Source organism: Winslowiella iniecta (genome assembly GCF_001267535.1).
GTDB classification, from domain to species: domain Bacteria; phylum Pseudomonadota; class Gammaproteobacteria; order Enterobacterales; family Enterobacteriaceae; genus Erwinia; species Erwinia iniecta.
This window is the reverse complement of record NZ_JRXE01000010.1, coordinates 115185-129568: the sequence shown is the minus strand read 5'-3', so window position 1 is coordinate 129568 and position 14384 is coordinate 115185. Positions and strand designations below refer to the sequence as shown.

Annotated in this window: 15 protein-coding genes, 1 pseudogene and 1 riboswitch; of the genes and pseudogenes, 10 read left to right on the top strand and 6 right to left on the bottom strand. The window is 54.0% G+C overall.

The features are described from left to right. Positions 1-266 precede the first annotated feature (266 nt). Together wzz(fepE) and NG42_RS22635 are read left to right on the top strand one after the other, a co-directional pair. A complete protein-coding gene (gene wzz(fepE) / locus NG42_RS09040; protein WP_052898963.1) occupies positions 267-1400 on the top strand; it encodes an LPS O-antigen length regulator Wzz(fepE) in 1134 nt (377 codons plus the stop codon). A gap of 855 nt (positions 1401-2255) precedes the next feature. Further along, positions 2256-2411 (top strand): annotated as a pseudogene (locus NG42_RS22635) (MBL fold metallo-hydrolase); the annotation flags it as partial. A 36-nt stretch (positions 2412-2447) separates the two neighbouring features. On the opposite strand, the gene NG42_RS09035 reads toward NG42_RS22635, so the two are convergent. Then, complete coding sequence (locus NG42_RS09035) at positions 2448-2999, bottom strand: GNAT family N-acetyltransferase (RefSeq protein ID WP_052898962.1); 552 nt, start codon at positions 2997-2999, stop codon at positions 2448-2450. Between the two features lie 153 nt (positions 3000-3152). On the opposite strand from NG42_RS09035, the gene NG42_RS09030 reads away from it, so the two are divergent. From NG42_RS09030 to NG42_RS09005, 6 genes are all read left to right on the top strand, one after another. After that, the gene (locus NG42_RS09030) at positions 3153-3386 is read left to right on the top strand and encodes a hypothetical protein (protein WP_052898961.1); all 234 of its coding nucleotides are present in this window, start codon (positions 3153-3155) and stop codon (positions 3384-3386) included. A gap of 193 nt (positions 3387-3579) precedes the next feature. Beyond that, positions 3580-4344 (top strand): meso-2,3-butanediol dehydrogenase, encoded by a 765-nt coding sequence (budC, locus tag NG42_RS09025; protein WP_052898960.1) that lies wholly within the window; start codon positions 3580-3582, stop codon positions 4342-4344. Between the two features lie 133 nt (positions 4345-4477). Beyond that, positions 4478-4598, top strand: a riboswitch (TPP riboswitch). A gap of 148 nt (positions 4599-4746) precedes the next feature. Beyond that, on the top strand, positions 4747-5679 hold the full coding sequence (locus NG42_RS09020) for an FAD-dependent oxidoreductase (RefSeq protein WP_052898959.1): 933 nt from the start codon (positions 4747-4749) through the stop codon (positions 5677-5679). After that, positions 5676-5873, top strand: coding sequence for a sulfur carrier protein ThiS (gene thiS / locus NG42_RS09015; protein WP_052898958.1), 198 nt, complete (start codon positions 5676-5678; stop codon positions 5871-5873). Before NG42_RS09020 ends, thiS begins: the two co-directional genes overlap by 4 nt. A 4-nt stretch (positions 5874-5877) precedes the next feature. Next, on the top strand, positions 5878-6636 hold the full coding sequence (locus NG42_RS09010) for a thiazole synthase (RefSeq protein ID WP_052898999.1): 759 nt from the start codon (positions 5878-5880) through the stop codon (positions 6634-6636). A gap of 30 nt (positions 6637-6666) precedes the next feature. Next, complete coding sequence (locus NG42_RS09005; RefSeq protein ID WP_052898957.1) at positions 6667-7641, top strand: HesA/MoeB/ThiF family protein; 975 nt, start codon at positions 6667-6669, stop codon at positions 7639-7641. Positions 7642-7655: 14 nt separating this feature from the next. Here NG42_RS09005 and NG42_RS09000 read toward each other — a convergent pair whose 3' ends face one another. The 4 genes from NG42_RS09000 to NG42_RS08985 form a co-directional block, all read right to left on the bottom strand. Continuing rightward, a complete protein-coding gene (locus NG42_RS09000; RefSeq protein WP_052898956.1) occupies positions 7656-8384 on the bottom strand; it encodes an HPP family protein in 729 nt (242 codons plus the stop codon). A gap of 93 nt (positions 8385-8477) precedes the next feature. After that, positions 8478-9404, bottom strand: a complete 927-nt coding sequence (locus NG42_RS08995) for a LysR family transcriptional regulator (protein ID WP_052898955.1) — start codon at positions 9402-9404, stop codon at positions 8478-8480. A gap of 18 nt (positions 9405-9422) precedes the next feature. Next, positions 9423-10241 carry an SMP-30/gluconolactonase/LRE family protein gene (locus NG42_RS08990; RefSeq protein ID WP_072133217.1) on the bottom strand — a complete coding sequence of 273 codons (819 nt, stop codon included), beginning with the start codon at positions 10239-10241 and terminating at the stop codon, positions 9423-9425. Continuing rightward, positions 10238-11104: an SDR family NAD(P)-dependent oxidoreductase gene (locus NG42_RS08985; protein ID WP_052898954.1), complete on the bottom strand. Its 867-nt coding sequence runs from the start codon at positions 11102-11104 to the stop codon at positions 10238-10240. Before NG42_RS08985 ends, NG42_RS08990 begins: the two co-directional genes overlap by 4 nt. A gap of 252 nt (positions 11105-11356) precedes the next feature. On the opposite strand from NG42_RS08985, the gene NG42_RS08980 reads away from it, so the two are divergent. Together NG42_RS08980 and NG42_RS08975 are read left to right on the top strand one after the other, a co-directional pair. Continuing rightward, positions 11357-12607, top strand: coding sequence for an MFS transporter (locus tag NG42_RS08980; RefSeq protein WP_052898953.1), 1251 nt, complete (start codon positions 11357-11359; stop codon positions 12605-12607). Next, positions 12604-14043, top strand: a complete 1440-nt coding sequence (locus tag NG42_RS08975) for a glycoside hydrolase family 32 protein (RefSeq protein ID WP_052898952.1) — start codon at positions 12604-12606, stop codon at positions 14041-14043. The genes NG42_RS08980 and NG42_RS08975 overlap by 4 nt, the downstream gene beginning before the upstream one ends. Before the next feature lie 24 nt (positions 14044-14067). On the opposite strand, the gene NG42_RS23120 is transcribed toward NG42_RS08975, so the two are convergent. Continuing rightward, positions 14068-14384: hypothetical protein (locus NG42_RS23120; RefSeq protein WP_206542083.1), on the bottom strand; the 317-nt coding region annotated here is incomplete at its 5' end.

The following is a 14384-nucleotide window of genomic DNA, read 5'->3' as shown; positions in this document are numbered from 1 at the left end:
ATAAACCCTGGTCTTAATTTTTGACTCATATTTCCGGAACCAGACCACTAAATTAATCCATTCCATGACCAGCCGGGCAATTCCTGTAGCACAAAAATAACCAACTTACATTTCAGTTGATTATATCCTGCCACTGTGTTTTTATTTCTGCACATTTTATGGCTCCCATTCCTTGTTATCGCAACAATTAAGCACCTGTATTCGTGAGCACTCCCCGGCTAATGGATTGGTTTGCTGTGCCAGCATATTTCTTACAGGAATAAAGTATGAGTAACATCATTTATAAAAGCGATATGCTGCAACCGCATACGCCCTCACTGACCGGTCATTTACCCGATAAAGATGATGATCTCGATTTAATTAGCTTTCTCACTATTATTTTGCAACGTAAAACCACGATTATCGTCACCACGTTGCTGGCAGTGGTGCTGGGTGTTGGCTGTAGTTTGCTGTTGACCCCACGCTGGACCAGTCACGCCATTATTGTGGCGCCCTCACCAAAAGAGTTACGCAGTATGGATAAAACCATCACGCAGTTAGCCGTATTGGGGATTTCTGCCGATATCACTCCCGACTCTTTGCTCTCCGATTTTATGCGTAACTTTGACTCACGCGACCTGCGTGAGAAGTACCTGGTCAATACTCATTACTTTACACAACTGGTGAAAGAACAACAGGGTTCACCACAGGAAACCAGCCGTCTGATTGACACTATTCTTGATGGCAATATTGCTTCCCACAGTTCCGGCCAGGATAAAGCCGAAGATAAAAAAGAGTATCGCTATTATAAGGTTAGCTATACTGCGGAAAACGCTACGGCGGCACGTGATTTGCTGGAAGGTTATATCAGCTATGTTACGCAAGTCGTCGAGGATGAGCTGCATCAGAAAATCAATTATCAGGTCGACCTGCTGAAAGGCAAAGCACAAGGCGAATATGAGCTGGAACTGGCACGGGCAGAAAATGCCCATCAGGTTAAGCTGCAGCGTCTGAACTATGCCTTATCGATTGCCAACTCCGCTGGCCTGAAACACCCGTCCTGGAGCAATGGCAGCAGCATTAAGGACGACCCGGATTACTCTGTGACTCTCGGGGCAAATGGCCTCCTGCGTAAACTGGAAATTGAACGCTCACTACAGGATGTTGCGCAGCTCAATCCGGATCTGCTTAATCGCCGTCTGTATATTGGTCAGCTTAATGCACTGAAAATCAATGAGATGGAAATTCTTCCGTTCAAATATATGCGTCAGCCTTATGAGCCGCTGAAACAGGATAAATCGCAGCGCAAGCTGCTGATTATCTTGTTCGCGTTGGCCGGAATACTGGGTAGTAGCGGATATGTGCTGATCAATACAAAAATCAGGCAGCGTGCAGAACTACAGCTTCCCGGCGCAGGTTAATGCCAGTTGGAATAACCTCTCAGCCGCTCACGCTTCTGCTTCTGCTTCACGGGCGGCAGCTTCGCCGCCCGAACTGATGATTCACACCCTTCATCGGCACTGCACGCAGTGTCAATGCACCGGACAAGGCCAACGATGAGTCATACCCAAAGCCTGTAGCAGTATGAAAACCAACATCGCCGCAAAAAACAGTGAAGTCAGCGCCGCCAGTGCGCCCGTTACGATTTTTACGATAGCTGAATACGTCATAGTGCGTCCCCACTAAATTTCAGTCAGAAATGACCTCGCCAGTAAACCTTAGCCAGCCCGCTTTGCGCCGTAAGGTTCCATACCAGCCGGTTTTAACATATAAGCAACATTAATAAGTATTGCTTAAGTGTATAAGGTAGATCATCATCATAAAAAGTAGGGGATTGAACGCAATATGATCTGTAAATTTTTGTAAGTAATAAATTTAACTTAATGAAAAATATGACTTTTAATTCTGATTTAAAACTTTTAATTACAGCAGAAATCTATTACTCAGCAGAGGAGCAGCGTTTAATCTTATCGCTACAATTTATCAAGGATGTAATGGAAGGGCATTAAACGCGGGATTTCAGGCAGAAAAAAACCGCCTTTCGGCGGTTACGACATTACTACATATTGCTTTGATTTATTCTTTCTAATCTTCACTGTTCAGTCAGGCTGACATTTTACTCATTTTTTTGTCATCTTAACGGAACCGATTAGCGTTCTGGCCGTTATTTCACTGCGGCATTTACACGCAAACTTTCCAGAAACAATGGCGATAATCCTATCATTCCGGTCGTTTTTTTTCAATAACTTTAGTAAGGGAATCAGCCAGTCTGACGCGTGCTCATCCGGGAAAAAGTGCTGGCGCAGGCCGCAGAGCAGGCTTACTGGGTGGCAGCAGCGCATATTGCCTTCCCGGGGCTCGGGCATGGGAAGAAAGAGGCTGAAGGCTATCGCCGGGTCGCGTCGAATGATACCCCGCAACTGGCACATTGATTTATCAGCGTGCACCCGCCCGGTGCACGCTAAGTATTATTGGGATTGCGGCTGACTCCCCTGTCTGAACTCCGTTTTCAGCAGCCCAAATACCCAGTCATCCTGCCAACGGCCATGCAGGAAATAACTCTGCCGCAGTGTACCTTCCTGCACAAAGCCCGCTTTTTCCAGCAGCGCTTTTGAGGCCAGATTTCCGGCCGTTACCGTCGCGGTTAATTTGCGAAAGTTTGATAGCGAAAATGCCCCTTCACACAGCGCGCGCAGCGACTCGATGCCGTAACCTTTGCCCTGAAAGGCGCTCGCCAGCAGAAAGCCGACTTCTGCCACGCCCGCGCCGCGATCGATAAAACCCGTCACCCCCACCGGGGTATCATCCTCTTTTTTACGCATCACCAGGCACAGCCAGTGCGTGCTACCTGGCGTCCAGCGTGGCAAACGGATCTCAAATGACTGGCGGCGTATTTCATCCTCATTACGGGGATCAGACACATAACGCATCACCTGTGGATCAAGGTTGAGTGCGCAAAAAAACGGCCAGTCCTGTAGGCTGAGGGGATGATAGTGCAGTCGGGAAGAGTGAATTTGCATGGCGATTCTTTTTATTTAACATTCTGATTTATGACATAAAGTTAACATCAAAATTATTACGCGAAAAGTGCCGTGGCTTTGGTGACAACTCATGACCGGTTGCCGTGATACAGCAGTTTATGTGCTATACTGCCCATCCCGGAAATTTTGCAGATGAAATCAGAAGACACGCTTGACTGGTATCCAGCCCAGCTCCCACCGGTAAAAATCATTCTTGGCAACGCCATTCTTGAGATTTGCAAACTTGGCCGTCCGATCAATACCCGCACGCTGCTGGAGTATCTGCAAGTCGCCCAGAATAACCAAAAGCGCCGCGACGACAAAATTGCCATGCAGACGGCGATTGATGTGCTCCGAGACAATCAGCGTATCAATGGTCGGTTGTAAAGTGTTCTGCCGTAACGCCTTAATCCGCCAGCCAACACCCCTGATAGCTTATTAACATTTTCTGACATGTAAAACTATGATTCATAACAACAGGTTATAATTAGATCCGCCAGCCGCGCTTGCGCTCCTCATGCTGACTGCCAGGGTTAATACAGTGTTTTAACCTACAAAAGCAGCGAACAAGGAGTCATAAATGGCACGTTTTCAGCAAAAAGTCGTGGTTGTCACAGGTGCCGGTTCAGGTATTGGTGCCGCTACAGCGAAACGCTTTGCCAGTGAGGGCGCGGCGGTGGTGTTAGTCGGCCGCACCCAGCAGAAACTGGAAAAAACCCTGGCGACACTGCCCCCCGGCAATCATCTGGTTGCCCCCTGTGATGTGGGCGAGGCAGACCAGGTTGAAACCCTGTCACGCAGCGTGCTGGAAAAATATGGTCAGGTTGACGTCCTGGTTAATAATGCCGGGGTGATTGTTCAGGGGCGCATCCATGAAGTGGCGCTCGACGACTGGAAACAGTTGATGAAAGTGGATCTGGACGGCGTTTTCCACTGCATTCACTACTTTATGCCCGCACTGTTAAGCAGCAAAGGTAATGTGGTGAATATCTCCTCCGTCTCAGGTTTAGGCGGCGACTGGGGAATGAGCGTCTACAATGCCGCTAAAGGTGCAGTCACCAACTTTACCCGCGCGCTGGCGATGGACTACGGCACCGATGGCGTGCGCGTCAATGCCGTCTGCCCCGGTTTCACCCTTACTGAGCTGACGGAAGAAGTGGAAAGTAATCAGCAATTACTGAATAAGTTTTACGAACGTATTCCGCTGGCTCGCGCCGGTAAACCTGAAGATATCGCCGCGGCGGTGACCTTTATCGCCAGCGATGACGCGCGTTATATTACCGGGGTTAATTTGCCGGTTGATGGCGGACTGACAGCATCCAACGGCCAGCCTAAGCAGGCATAATCGCGTAAACGCCAGGCGGCACAAGGTGTCGTCTGCTGTTTTCACCCTGCCCCTGCTTGCGCCGTTTTTTCTGGCTGGAATGAAAATAAATTACGCAAGTGCTTGACGCTGATGCGTCATATACAATAAAAAAAGAAACTGTCAGGGGAGTCTCGCCGAAGAGACTGAGAGGCTAATAGCGATTTATCGCGGTTTAGCGACCCTTCGAACCTGACCCAGTTGATACTGGCGTAGGAAGACCTGTCTCTTGCTCTCCGTTCTCAAGAGATACCGATCGCGCAGGCGTGCATTCAACTGTTCGCGATCTTCTCCCTTCTCTGTGTCACGGGTCTCATAAGTTATCTGAGAGGCCGAAATGCACCTTTGTTATCCCCTCCCTCGCGCCGATGCCGGAGCTCAGTTATGAGCCACTGGTCGGTCATTGGTAGCGGAGTCTCCGGGCTATGTATCGCGACGATGCTGGCAAAACACGGGGAAAAACTTGAAGTCATCACCGCCGAACATCATTGCCCCGCCTCGCACTGGGCTGGCGGCATGCTGGCTCCTTACTGCGAAGGCGAAAGTGCACCTGAACAGGTGGTGAATTGGGGCCAGCGCTCGGCTGACTGGTGGCAGCAACACGTCAGTGGCGTCGAGCGCCAGGGAACTCTGGTGGTGGCTCCGCCGCGCGACAGCATGGAACTCACCCGTTTCGCCAGCATGACCCGCGCACATCAGTGGGTTTCCCCTGGCGATATTGAGGACAGATTATCCGGCAGATTTTCCCGCGGTCTCTGGTTTCCCTCTGAAGCCCATCTTGATCCGCGCCATGCGCTCAAGGAACTGCGCGACAAGTTATTACAGTCGGGCATCCGTTTTCACAGCGGCAAACCGACCGGTAAAGTGATCGACTGCCGTGGCATGCAGGCGATTGACGCGCTGCCGGATCTCCGAGCAGTACGTGGCGAAATGCTGATATTACACAGCCCTGAAATTCACTTCTCCCGCCCGATCCGATTATTGCATCCTCGCTTCCCCTGTTACCTGGTTCCCCGTACCGAGGGACGCTTTATGCTGGGCGCAACCATGGTTGAGAGCAATGACAGCGGGCCGATTACCGCCCGCGCCACGATGGAACTGCTCAGCGCGGCATATGCGATCGATCCCGCTTTCGCCGAAGCCAAAATTGTCGAAACCGGCAGCGGTTTACGCCCATCGTGGCGCAATAATTTACCGGAAATCCGCTATCGGGACGGTGTTTTCTATCTTAATGGCATGTTCCGACACGGGTTTTTACTGGCACCGATTATGGCGGAAAAACTGATACAGCAACTGGCACAGGAGACACAGCATTGAAAATTGAATTAAATGGTCAGGTCATTAATACCGAAGCCAGCACGCTGGCAGAATTACTGCACCTGCAACAAATTGATATCAGCTGCGTGGCCTGTGCCTTAAACGGACATTTTATTCCGCGCGGCCAGTATGCCACCCAACCGATTGAAGCGGGTTGTCAGCTGGAAGTGCTGGCACCGATGCAGGGAGGTTAAGATGATGCTGTATGATTTTCAGCCGCAGTCACCGTTTTTATTAGGTACCGCCGGTTATCCGTCACCTGAAATACTCCAGCAGGCTATCGAAGCCTCCGGCACCGAAATTATCACCGTCAGCTTACGTCGTGAGGGGGCAACCGGCGGCGCTTTCCGCGATCTGCTGACGCAACTGGATAAGCGCATTCTGCCGAATACGGCCGGTTGTCACTCGGTAAAAGAGGCGGTTACCACCGCACATATGGCGCGTGAGCTGTTTAATACCCGTTGGATAAAACTGGAAGTGATTGGTCATGCCGATACGTTGCAACCGGATCCTTTTGCACTGGTTGAAGCCGCCACGATTTTATGTGCTGAGGGCTTCGAGGTTTTCCCCTATACCACCGAGGATCTGATTATCGGCGAAAAACTGCTTGAGGCTGGCTGCCAGTTACTGATGCCCTGGGGTGCGCCGATTGGTTCGGGACAGGGTCTGCGTAACCCGGAAGGCTTGCGCACCATGCGTGCCTGGTTTAACGATATTCCACTGATTATTGATGCCGGAATAGGTGCACCAAGCCAGGCGGCGCAGGCAATGGAGATGGGATTTGACGGCATTCTGCTGAATACCGCCGTTGCCAAAGCTCGCGATCCGGTACGGATGGCCGCGGCGTTTCAGGATGCGATTCGTGCAGGGCAGCAGGCGTGGCAAGCCGGACTGATGGAGAAGCGTGATATGGCGGTGGCGTCCACCCCGATCTTTGGTCTGGCGGAGTTTAACTGAGATGAAAAAATCAGTCAGCAGGTGCAGCCTGTGAGCCGGTATCAACGGCAGACCATGCTGCCCGAAGTGGGTCCGCAGGGCGAACAACGCCTGGCACAGGCGCGGGTGCTGGTGGTCGGTGCGGGAGGTCTTGGCTCGGTGATTCTGCCGCTGCTGGCCGGTGCCGGTGTCGGCTATCTGCGTATCTATGATGCGGATAAGGTTGAACTGCATAACCTGCACCGCCAGACGCTGTTTAGCATGAACGATCTGCATTTGCCGAAGGTGGTCTGTGCCAGTCGCGCACTCAGCAAGCTGAATCCAGAGTGCCAGGTTGAGGCCGTATCACAACGGCTTTGCGGCAGCAATCTGGCAGACGCGCTGGCCGATATCGATTTGGTGATCGACGCAGCGGATAATTTTGCCGTGACTTATCAGTTATCCGATGCCTGTTATCCCCTCAGCTTGCCGCTGATCAGCGCGTCTGCACTCGGGCGGCAAGGCTATCTGGGCGGATTTTGCGCCACGGCACCAAGTTATCGGGCAGTGTTTCCCAGCCTGCCGAAAGCCGCGGCGAATTGTAATACTGCGGGGGTAATGGGGCCGGCCGTCTCAACCCTCGGTGCTATGCAGGCGCAGATGGCGCTAAGCGTGTTGCTGGAACTGTCACCGTCCCCCTTGGGATGCGTGGTGAATTGTGATTTTGTGCGCTGGCATTTCAGCCAGTTTCGCTTTGATGGCGCGCCCGAACCCAGCGAACCCGTGGTGCCGTTTATCGATAGCGGCATGTTAGATGCCAGAGACTGTATTGTGGAATTACGCAGTGACGAAGAAGCGCCGCTCAGCGTCGCCGCCAGTGTTATTCGGCTGCTGCCCCGGCAAATGGCTGACTGGCAGCCCCCTGCCGATCGCCGGATTGTACTGGTATGCGCCAGCGGGATACGCGCCGCGCGCGCCGCCAGCGAGCTGGAGCAGCGCGGTTACCGACAACTGGCTATTTTGCCCGCCGATCACTCCCAGGGCTAAGCCTGCGCAGGGAATTACCCTGCGCGGGATAACTGGCGGCGCACGGCAATTTGCTCGGCCTGCTGCAACAACTCCTGCAGGTCATCTTCATCGATATCGAGCAATTGCCCCTTCATCAGCGCTTCATGCAGATCATGACGGGTAATCGGCACATCCATGGCAACCGGCTGCGGTTTGGCTTCTGTCGCTGCCAGCGGATGCGGGTAGCGACGGCCTGCGAGGTTATTAAATACGATCGCCAGCAGCGCCAATGACACCGAGTTAAGCAATACCGGGGTGAAGGCAAAAAGATAGCCGGCCTGGTGGGTGGTAGCTCCGCCCAGTATCACGGTTAATGCTACCGCGCCGCCCGGCGGATGCAGACAGCGCAGCTGGAACATCAACGCAATGGCCAGGCAGGCGGCAACGCCACAGGCAACCGCCGGATTGCTGATCCACATACTGACGGTGACACCGGTCAGCGCAGAGATAAAATTGCCGCCAACTACCGACCACGGCTGTGCCAGTGGGCTGTTCGGTACGCCAAACAACAACACCGCAGAGGCGCCCATCGGTGCCACAAACCAGAGATTGACCTCTCCCAGCAACCAGTGGCTAAACAAGCTGGTGATGGCCAGGCCTATTCCCGCCCCCAGACTGGCCAGCAGTATCTGTTTGCGCGCCACGGCCAGCGGATGCGGCCACAGCCGCCCTAAAAAGAGGGTTAATTTTTCCTTCCGGCTGGAGGGGGGTTGTTGTTTCATTACTTATGTCGCTCAGTCATAACAAAATCTTATCGCAGAAGGCGAGGATTTTCCCTGATTGACGGCGCGGTAACAACCTGAATAAATTTGTGGTTAATACGCTTTACCGTGGGATAACACCGGCTGGCCTGATTTAACCTGCGGCTGACTGACCTTTTCAAGCAACAATCCGGCAGCCGGAGAGAGCATGCCAGCACGATAGCAGTATGCCAGTTCAAAACTCGCCTCCGCCGACGCCAGCGGGAAATAGCGGATTTTATCACTGCGAAAGCGCGACATACTGGCTGGCACAATGGAAACGCCAGTGCCAATCGCCACCAGCGACAGTACCGCATGCATACCGTGTGCTTCCTGAACGGTCTGCGGGACAAATCCGGCATCGGTGCAGAGTTTAACCACCCGATGATAAAACCCTCGCCCCTCGCGCGCTGGCCACAGCACAAAATCTTCATCTTTCAGCTCAGCCAGCGTGAGCGCAGGGTGCGCCGCCAGGGGATGGCCTCTGGCAATGGCGATCGCCAGTCGATCGCTATCGAAAGGCAGCAGTCGAAAATCCTCAGCCTCGCTGATCGGCGGAATGACCAGCGCGATATCCAGACTGCCGTTGCGGATGAGAGAGATCTGTTGTGAAGAGGTGCTTTCAATCAGTTCCAGCCTAATTTGCGGAAATTGCTGGCGAAACTGTCGGATAAATTCAGGAAAACGGCCATACAGCGCACTGCCAACATAACCCAGACGCAGATGTCCGGCATGGCCGTTCGCCGTGTCACGCGTCAGCTGTATCGCCTGATCAAACTGCTGGAGGACTCTTTTCGCTTCCAGCAGCAAAACCTTGCCAGCGGCGGTCAGCCCGGCGGTGCGATTCTCCCGCAGGATCAGCGGCGCACCGATCTCTTCTTCCAGCTTGCGGATCGCGGCGGTCAGCGGAGGCTGTGACATATTGAGACGTTTAGCCGCGCGATGAAAATGCAGTTCTTCGGCCACAGCAACAAACTGGCGTAGCTGACGTAAATCAGGCATGGTGCGGCGTCTCCGTTATCAGGGCCAGGGCAAAGCCAGCAGGCTGCCGGACAGAGGGCAGGCGGCCAGGCTGCTCTCGCTCAGCCCGAGAGTGGCTGATGTGACGAAAAGTGTATCGTAATCCGCAGAGAATGCGCAGCTTGTTGGCCGGGGAACCGGCAGAGCATATCTTTTCGCTATCCGACCATCGGGGGTAATTCGCAGTATTGCCGCGCCGTCAAACAATACCGATAGCAGACAGCTGGATGGCTCAACCAGCAGGCCATCCGGTTTACCTTCCGCAGGATTAACAGAAAAAACATTACGCTTTGACGCGGCACGACCGGTTGCGGGATCAAAGTCGTAGGCATAAATCGTGCCGCCATGGGATTCCGTGACATACAGGCTGCGCCCATCAAGGCTCCAGTCAAGACCGTTAATCAGGGTAAAATCCCCGTCGATATCATGCCAGCTGCCATCCGCATCATAACGAAATAGCTGGCCGCTGCCCGGAGTCAGCCTTTCATCAATCAGCCCGATCCACAGACGCCCTGCCACATCAAAACGCGCATCGTTGAGTCGGTATCCCTCCCTGGCGGCGGGGCATACCGTAAGCCGCTCCAGGCGATCGTGATTATTCAGCAGCCAGATTTCGCATCCAATCCCGGTCAACAACCTGCCGTTGGTATCTTCTGCAACAAAGCCAATCGGTGAAGGCACATCAATACAGCGGTAGCTATGGCTGACCGGATGCAGAAAGTGCAGTTTTCCACCGTACGTATCCACCCAGATAATGGCATCTCTGGCACGGCTGTATAACGGACTTTCGCCTAAAATGCTGCGAACCGCTGGTATCATCCTCGTTTTTCAGCCACTTGTGGAGCGATGATGTGCCAGGCGGCAGCCACCTCTTCTGCGGTAGTAGCGCGCGGGGCATTGAGATCAAACGGATAGTTTACCCCGCGCGTCTCGCTGGCTCTGGTTGCATGAAACTGACCGTTACTGGCGCGCAGAATCCAGCCACTTTCCCGACACTGTTCTGAAGCCAGAAACAGCACGCCGGGCACCACATCCTGCGGACGAAGATCTTCCGGCTCAGCCGTGATCCCCCACATGCGGGTTTTCGCTACCGGGGAAATGGCATTGACCACGATACCGTGCGGCTGGCCTTCCAGGCCGAGCACATTGACGATGCCGGTCACCGCCATTTTGGCTGCGGCATAGCTGCATAACCCGACCTGCGCATATTGTGGATAGATCGCCCGGTCGGAAGTGGTAAGAATAATTCGCCCGCCACGGGATTCGCGCATCAGAGGCCACGCCGCCTGCGACAGCCATAAGCCCGCTTTAACGGTAATCGCCATCATCCGGTCAAAGGTCTCTTCTCGCAGCTGTTCAATCGGCTCATAACCTACCCAACCGGCATTATGAATCAAGATATCCAGCCGCCCCTGCTGATTGCTGATATCTGCCAGTAATTTCTGACAACCTTCAATGCGGGTGATAGTGTCGTTTCGCGCATATACCGTGGCACCACTGGACGTTACGCTGTTAGCCGCGCGTTGTGCGATGCCAGAGTCCTCTCCCTCGCCCGTCGCGGAGGTGCCGGAATCGTGAAGATAAACCGTGGCGCCAGCGTTTGCCAGCGCCCGGGCATAAGCCAGCCCCAGTCCTCGCCCTGCGCCGGTTATCAAAGCCACTTTATCTGTAAATTGAATCATCAGTTCTCCTCAGTCACTGTTCTCTTCAGTGTGATGAATGGCACTGAGCAGATAAAATACTTTCTTCACCCTGCCACGATACCTTTTAACTATCACACTGCCGTGAGACGTGTGAGGGGCATCACAATGCATCAATGTTAACGTTAACAAACGTGATTAACATCACGTAATGGCTATATGATGACTTTAAAAAAAATAAAGTTAACGTTAACAATGCAGATAACATCGTAGATAAGCGGAATAAAACGCATCATGAATACCAGTAAACGTCGTCACTACACCTTGCTTAGCGGTCTGCTATTTTGTTTTTTTTATACCTGGTCCTCGGCGTTCTCACTGATTTCTTTATGGCTGAGCCAGAAAGTGGGCCTACGCGGTAGCGAAACCGGACTGATCTTTTCTGCCACCGCGTTGACAGCGCTCTGCGCCCAACCGCTTTACGGCTTTATTCAGGACAAACTCGGGTTGCGGAAAAACCTGCTGTGGATGATTGGCGGGTTGCTGCTGATCAGCGGACCGTTCTTTATTTTTGTCTTTGCGCCGCTGCTGCAAATCAATATCCTGCTCGGTGCGCTGGCCGGCGGCCTGTATGTCGGCGCAACCTTCTTTGCCGGTATTGGCGCACTGGAGTCGTATACCGAACGCGTCAGCCGCATTCTCGGTTTTGAGTTCGGTAAAGCGCGGATGTGGGGTTCGCTCGGCTGGGCAGCCGCCACCTTCTGCGCCGGCTTTCTGTTTAATATCGATCCCAACCTCAACTTCTGGATGGCGTCCTCAGCGGCGGTGGTTTTCCTGCTGTTATTAGCCTGCCTGCGCGAAGTGAAAACCGATGCGCTAAGCCAGCTTGAATATGGTAAACCCGACAGCCTGACGCTGGCTGACGTCGCTGCCCTGCTCCGCTTACCTCGTTTCTGGGCGCTGATCGTCTTTGTCTCTGGCGTCAGTGTTTACAACGTCTACGACCAACAATTCCCGGTCTACTTCGCGTCGCTGTTTTCTGATGTGAAAAATGGTAATGAGATGTACGGCTTCCTCAACTCATTCCAGGTGTTCCTTGAGGCCGGTGGAATGTTCCTCGCGCCACTGGTGGTTAACCGTATCGGTGCCAAAAATGGCCTGCTGCTGAGTGGGCTGATTATGGCACTACGCGTAATTGGGTCGGGACTGGCGGCCGATGCGGTGACCATTTCCCTGATGAAACTGCTGCATGCGGTCGAACTGCCGATTCTGCTGATCGCCATGTTTAAATATATCACTACCCGCTTCGACGCACGGCTTTCCGCCACACTTTACCTGGTCGGTTTCCAGTTTGTCACCCAGGTGTGCGCCAGCGTGCTCTCACCTCTGGCCGGACACGGTTATGACCTGATCGGTTTTGCCGACACCTATATGATTATGGGTTTGCTGGTACTGGTCCTGACCCTGATCTCCTGCTTCCTGTTGCTGGGTGAAAAACCCAGCACGCCCCCTTCTCTGCAACTGAATCAAAGTGAGTCTTTATGAAACAGCGACTGGAACGCGCCGAAGATGCGCTGCGCACCGCGGTAAAGCAGCGTGATGCTGCTTTTTATCCGCACTTCCATCTGGCTCCCCCGGCGGGATGGATGAACGATCCTAACGGCTTAATTTATCACCAGGGACGCTATCATGCGTTTTATCAGCATCATCCGTTTAGCGAAAACTGGGGGCCGATGCACTGGGGGCACGCCACCAGCCCTGATATGGTGCACTGGCAGCATCAACCAATTGCACTGGCACCCGGCGAAGAATACGATCGCGACGGCTGTTTCTCCGGCAGCGCGGTGGACGACAATGGTGTTCTCAGCCTGATTTATACCGGCCACGTCTGGCTGAAAGGTGAAGGCAATGACAGTGCGATTCGCGAAGTCCAGTGCCTCGCGACCAGTGATGATGGCATTCACTTTACCAAACAGGGCGTGGTGCTGACGCCACCGCCGGGCATTATGCATTTCCGCGACCCGAAGGTGTGGCGCGAGGGTGACAGCTGGTGGATGGTCATTGGCGCACGCGACGCTGACGACCGTGGTCAGGTGCTGCTTTATCGGGGCAGCAGCCTGCGCGACTGGCAGCTGGATCGCGTGCTGGCGCAGGCCGTTGAGCACAGTGGCTATATGTGGGAGTGCCCGGACTTTTTTGCCCTTGGCGAGGAACATCTGCTGATTTGTTCTCCACAGGGTATCCGGGCGCGCGGCTATGATTATCGCAATCTGTTTCAGAGCGGTTATCTGCGCGGTGAGTGGCAGCCGGGAGACGATTTTGTTATCAGCCATGCGTTTAGCGAGCTGGATCACGGGCATGACTTCTATGCGCCACAGTCATTTCTCGCCGCAGATGGACGCCGGATCATTATCGCGTGGATGGATATGTGGGAGTCCGTGATGCCGTCAAAAGCCGGTGGCTGGGCGGGCTGTATGACACTTCCGCGTGAGCTGCGGCTGCAAAACGATCGGTTGCGCATCACGCCTGTGGCCGAGCTGACCACGCTGCGTCGCACGCATCAGAGCATCGCCGCCAGCCAGATACATAACCGCAGCGAACCGTTGATCGCGGATGCCGGGGCGCTTGAAATCATTACCCGGTGGGATCTTAGTGCTTCTTCTGCCGAGAGCTTTGGCCTGAAACTCGGTGACGGCCTGAAAATCGCCGTCGATAGCCAGGCGCAGCGGCTGACGCTGCAACGCCACTATCCGCAGCACGGCATTCAGGGTTATCGCAGCGTCCCTTTGCCAACGCATGGTACGCTGGAGCTGCGGATATTTATCGACAGCTCATCAGTGGAAGTATTTGTGAATCAGGGGGAAGCGACGCTCAGCAGCCGCATCTGGCCTGAGCCTGAACAACGCCCGCTGGCGCTGTTTGCTGAAAATGGTCAGGCCGCATTGCTGAGTGGCGACCACTGGACGCTGGCCGCTCACTGAGAGTGATAAATCAGCCGCGCCCTTTTACGACTGAGGTGTCTCGGCGGCTGATGCTTGCTCTGAGGTTTTTGCGGTTTCCGGTGGCTGGCTGCTCGCTGAAGATTCAGAGGTTGCAGTGGTCTGCGTGGTTTCTGTCGCCTGGGCCGGTTCAGCTGCCGGTGCGGTTTCTGCTGCCGCAGCGGCCTCTGTTGCTTGCGCCGTCTCTGCTGCTGTAGCGGTTTCTGCTGGCTGTGCCGCTTCCATGACCTGCGCTATTTCCGGCTTCTGCACGGTATCTGATGTCTGAGCAGGCTCAGATTTCTCAGCAGTCGGTGCAGGCTCTGATGGAGTAACGGTTGCGG

Bases quoted from the DNA above. Each gene is read 5' to 3' on its own strand.
- NG42_RS09030 (WP_052898961.1), top strand. From the start codon at position 3,153: ATGAAATCAGAAGACACGCTTGACTGGTATCCAGCCCAGCTCCCACCG.
- NG42_RS08985 (WP_052898954.1), bottom strand. From the start codon at position 11,104: ATGATTCAATTTACAGATAAAGTGGCTTTGATAACCGGCGCAGGGCGA.
- NG42_RS09020 (WP_052898959.1), top strand. From the start codon at position 4,747: ATGAGCCACTGGTCGGTCATTGGTAGCGGAGTCTCCGGGCTATGTATC.
- NG42_RS09010 (WP_052898999.1), top strand. From the start codon at position 5,878: ATGCTGTATGATTTTCAGCCGCAGTCACCGTTTTTATTAGGTACCGCC.
- NG42_RS08980 (WP_052898953.1), top strand. From the start codon at position 11,357: ATGAATACCAGTAAACGTCGTCACTACACCTTGCTTAGCGGTCTGCTA.
- NG42_RS08995 (WP_052898955.1), bottom strand. From the start codon at position 9,404: ATGCCTGATTTACGTCAGCTACGCCAGTTTGTTGCTGTGGCCGAAGAA.
- NG42_RS08990 (WP_072133217.1), bottom strand. From the start codon at position 10,241: ATGATACCAGCGGTTCGCAGCATTTTAGGCGAAAGTCCGTTATACAGC.
- NG42_RS08975 (WP_052898952.1), top strand. From the start codon at position 12,604: ATGAAACAGCGACTGGAACGCGCCGAAGATGCGCTGCGCACCGCGGTA.
- budC (WP_052898960.1), top strand. From the start codon at position 3,580: ATGGCACGTTTTCAGCAAAAAGTCGTGGTTGTCACAGGTGCCGGTTCA.
- NG42_RS09000 (WP_052898956.1), bottom strand. From the start codon at position 8,384: ATGAAACAACAACCCCCCTCCAGCCGGAAGGAAAAATTAACCCTCTTT.
- NG42_RS09035 (WP_052898962.1), bottom strand. From the start codon at position 2,999: ATGCAAATTCACTCTTCCCGACTGCACTATCATCCCCTCAGCCTACAG.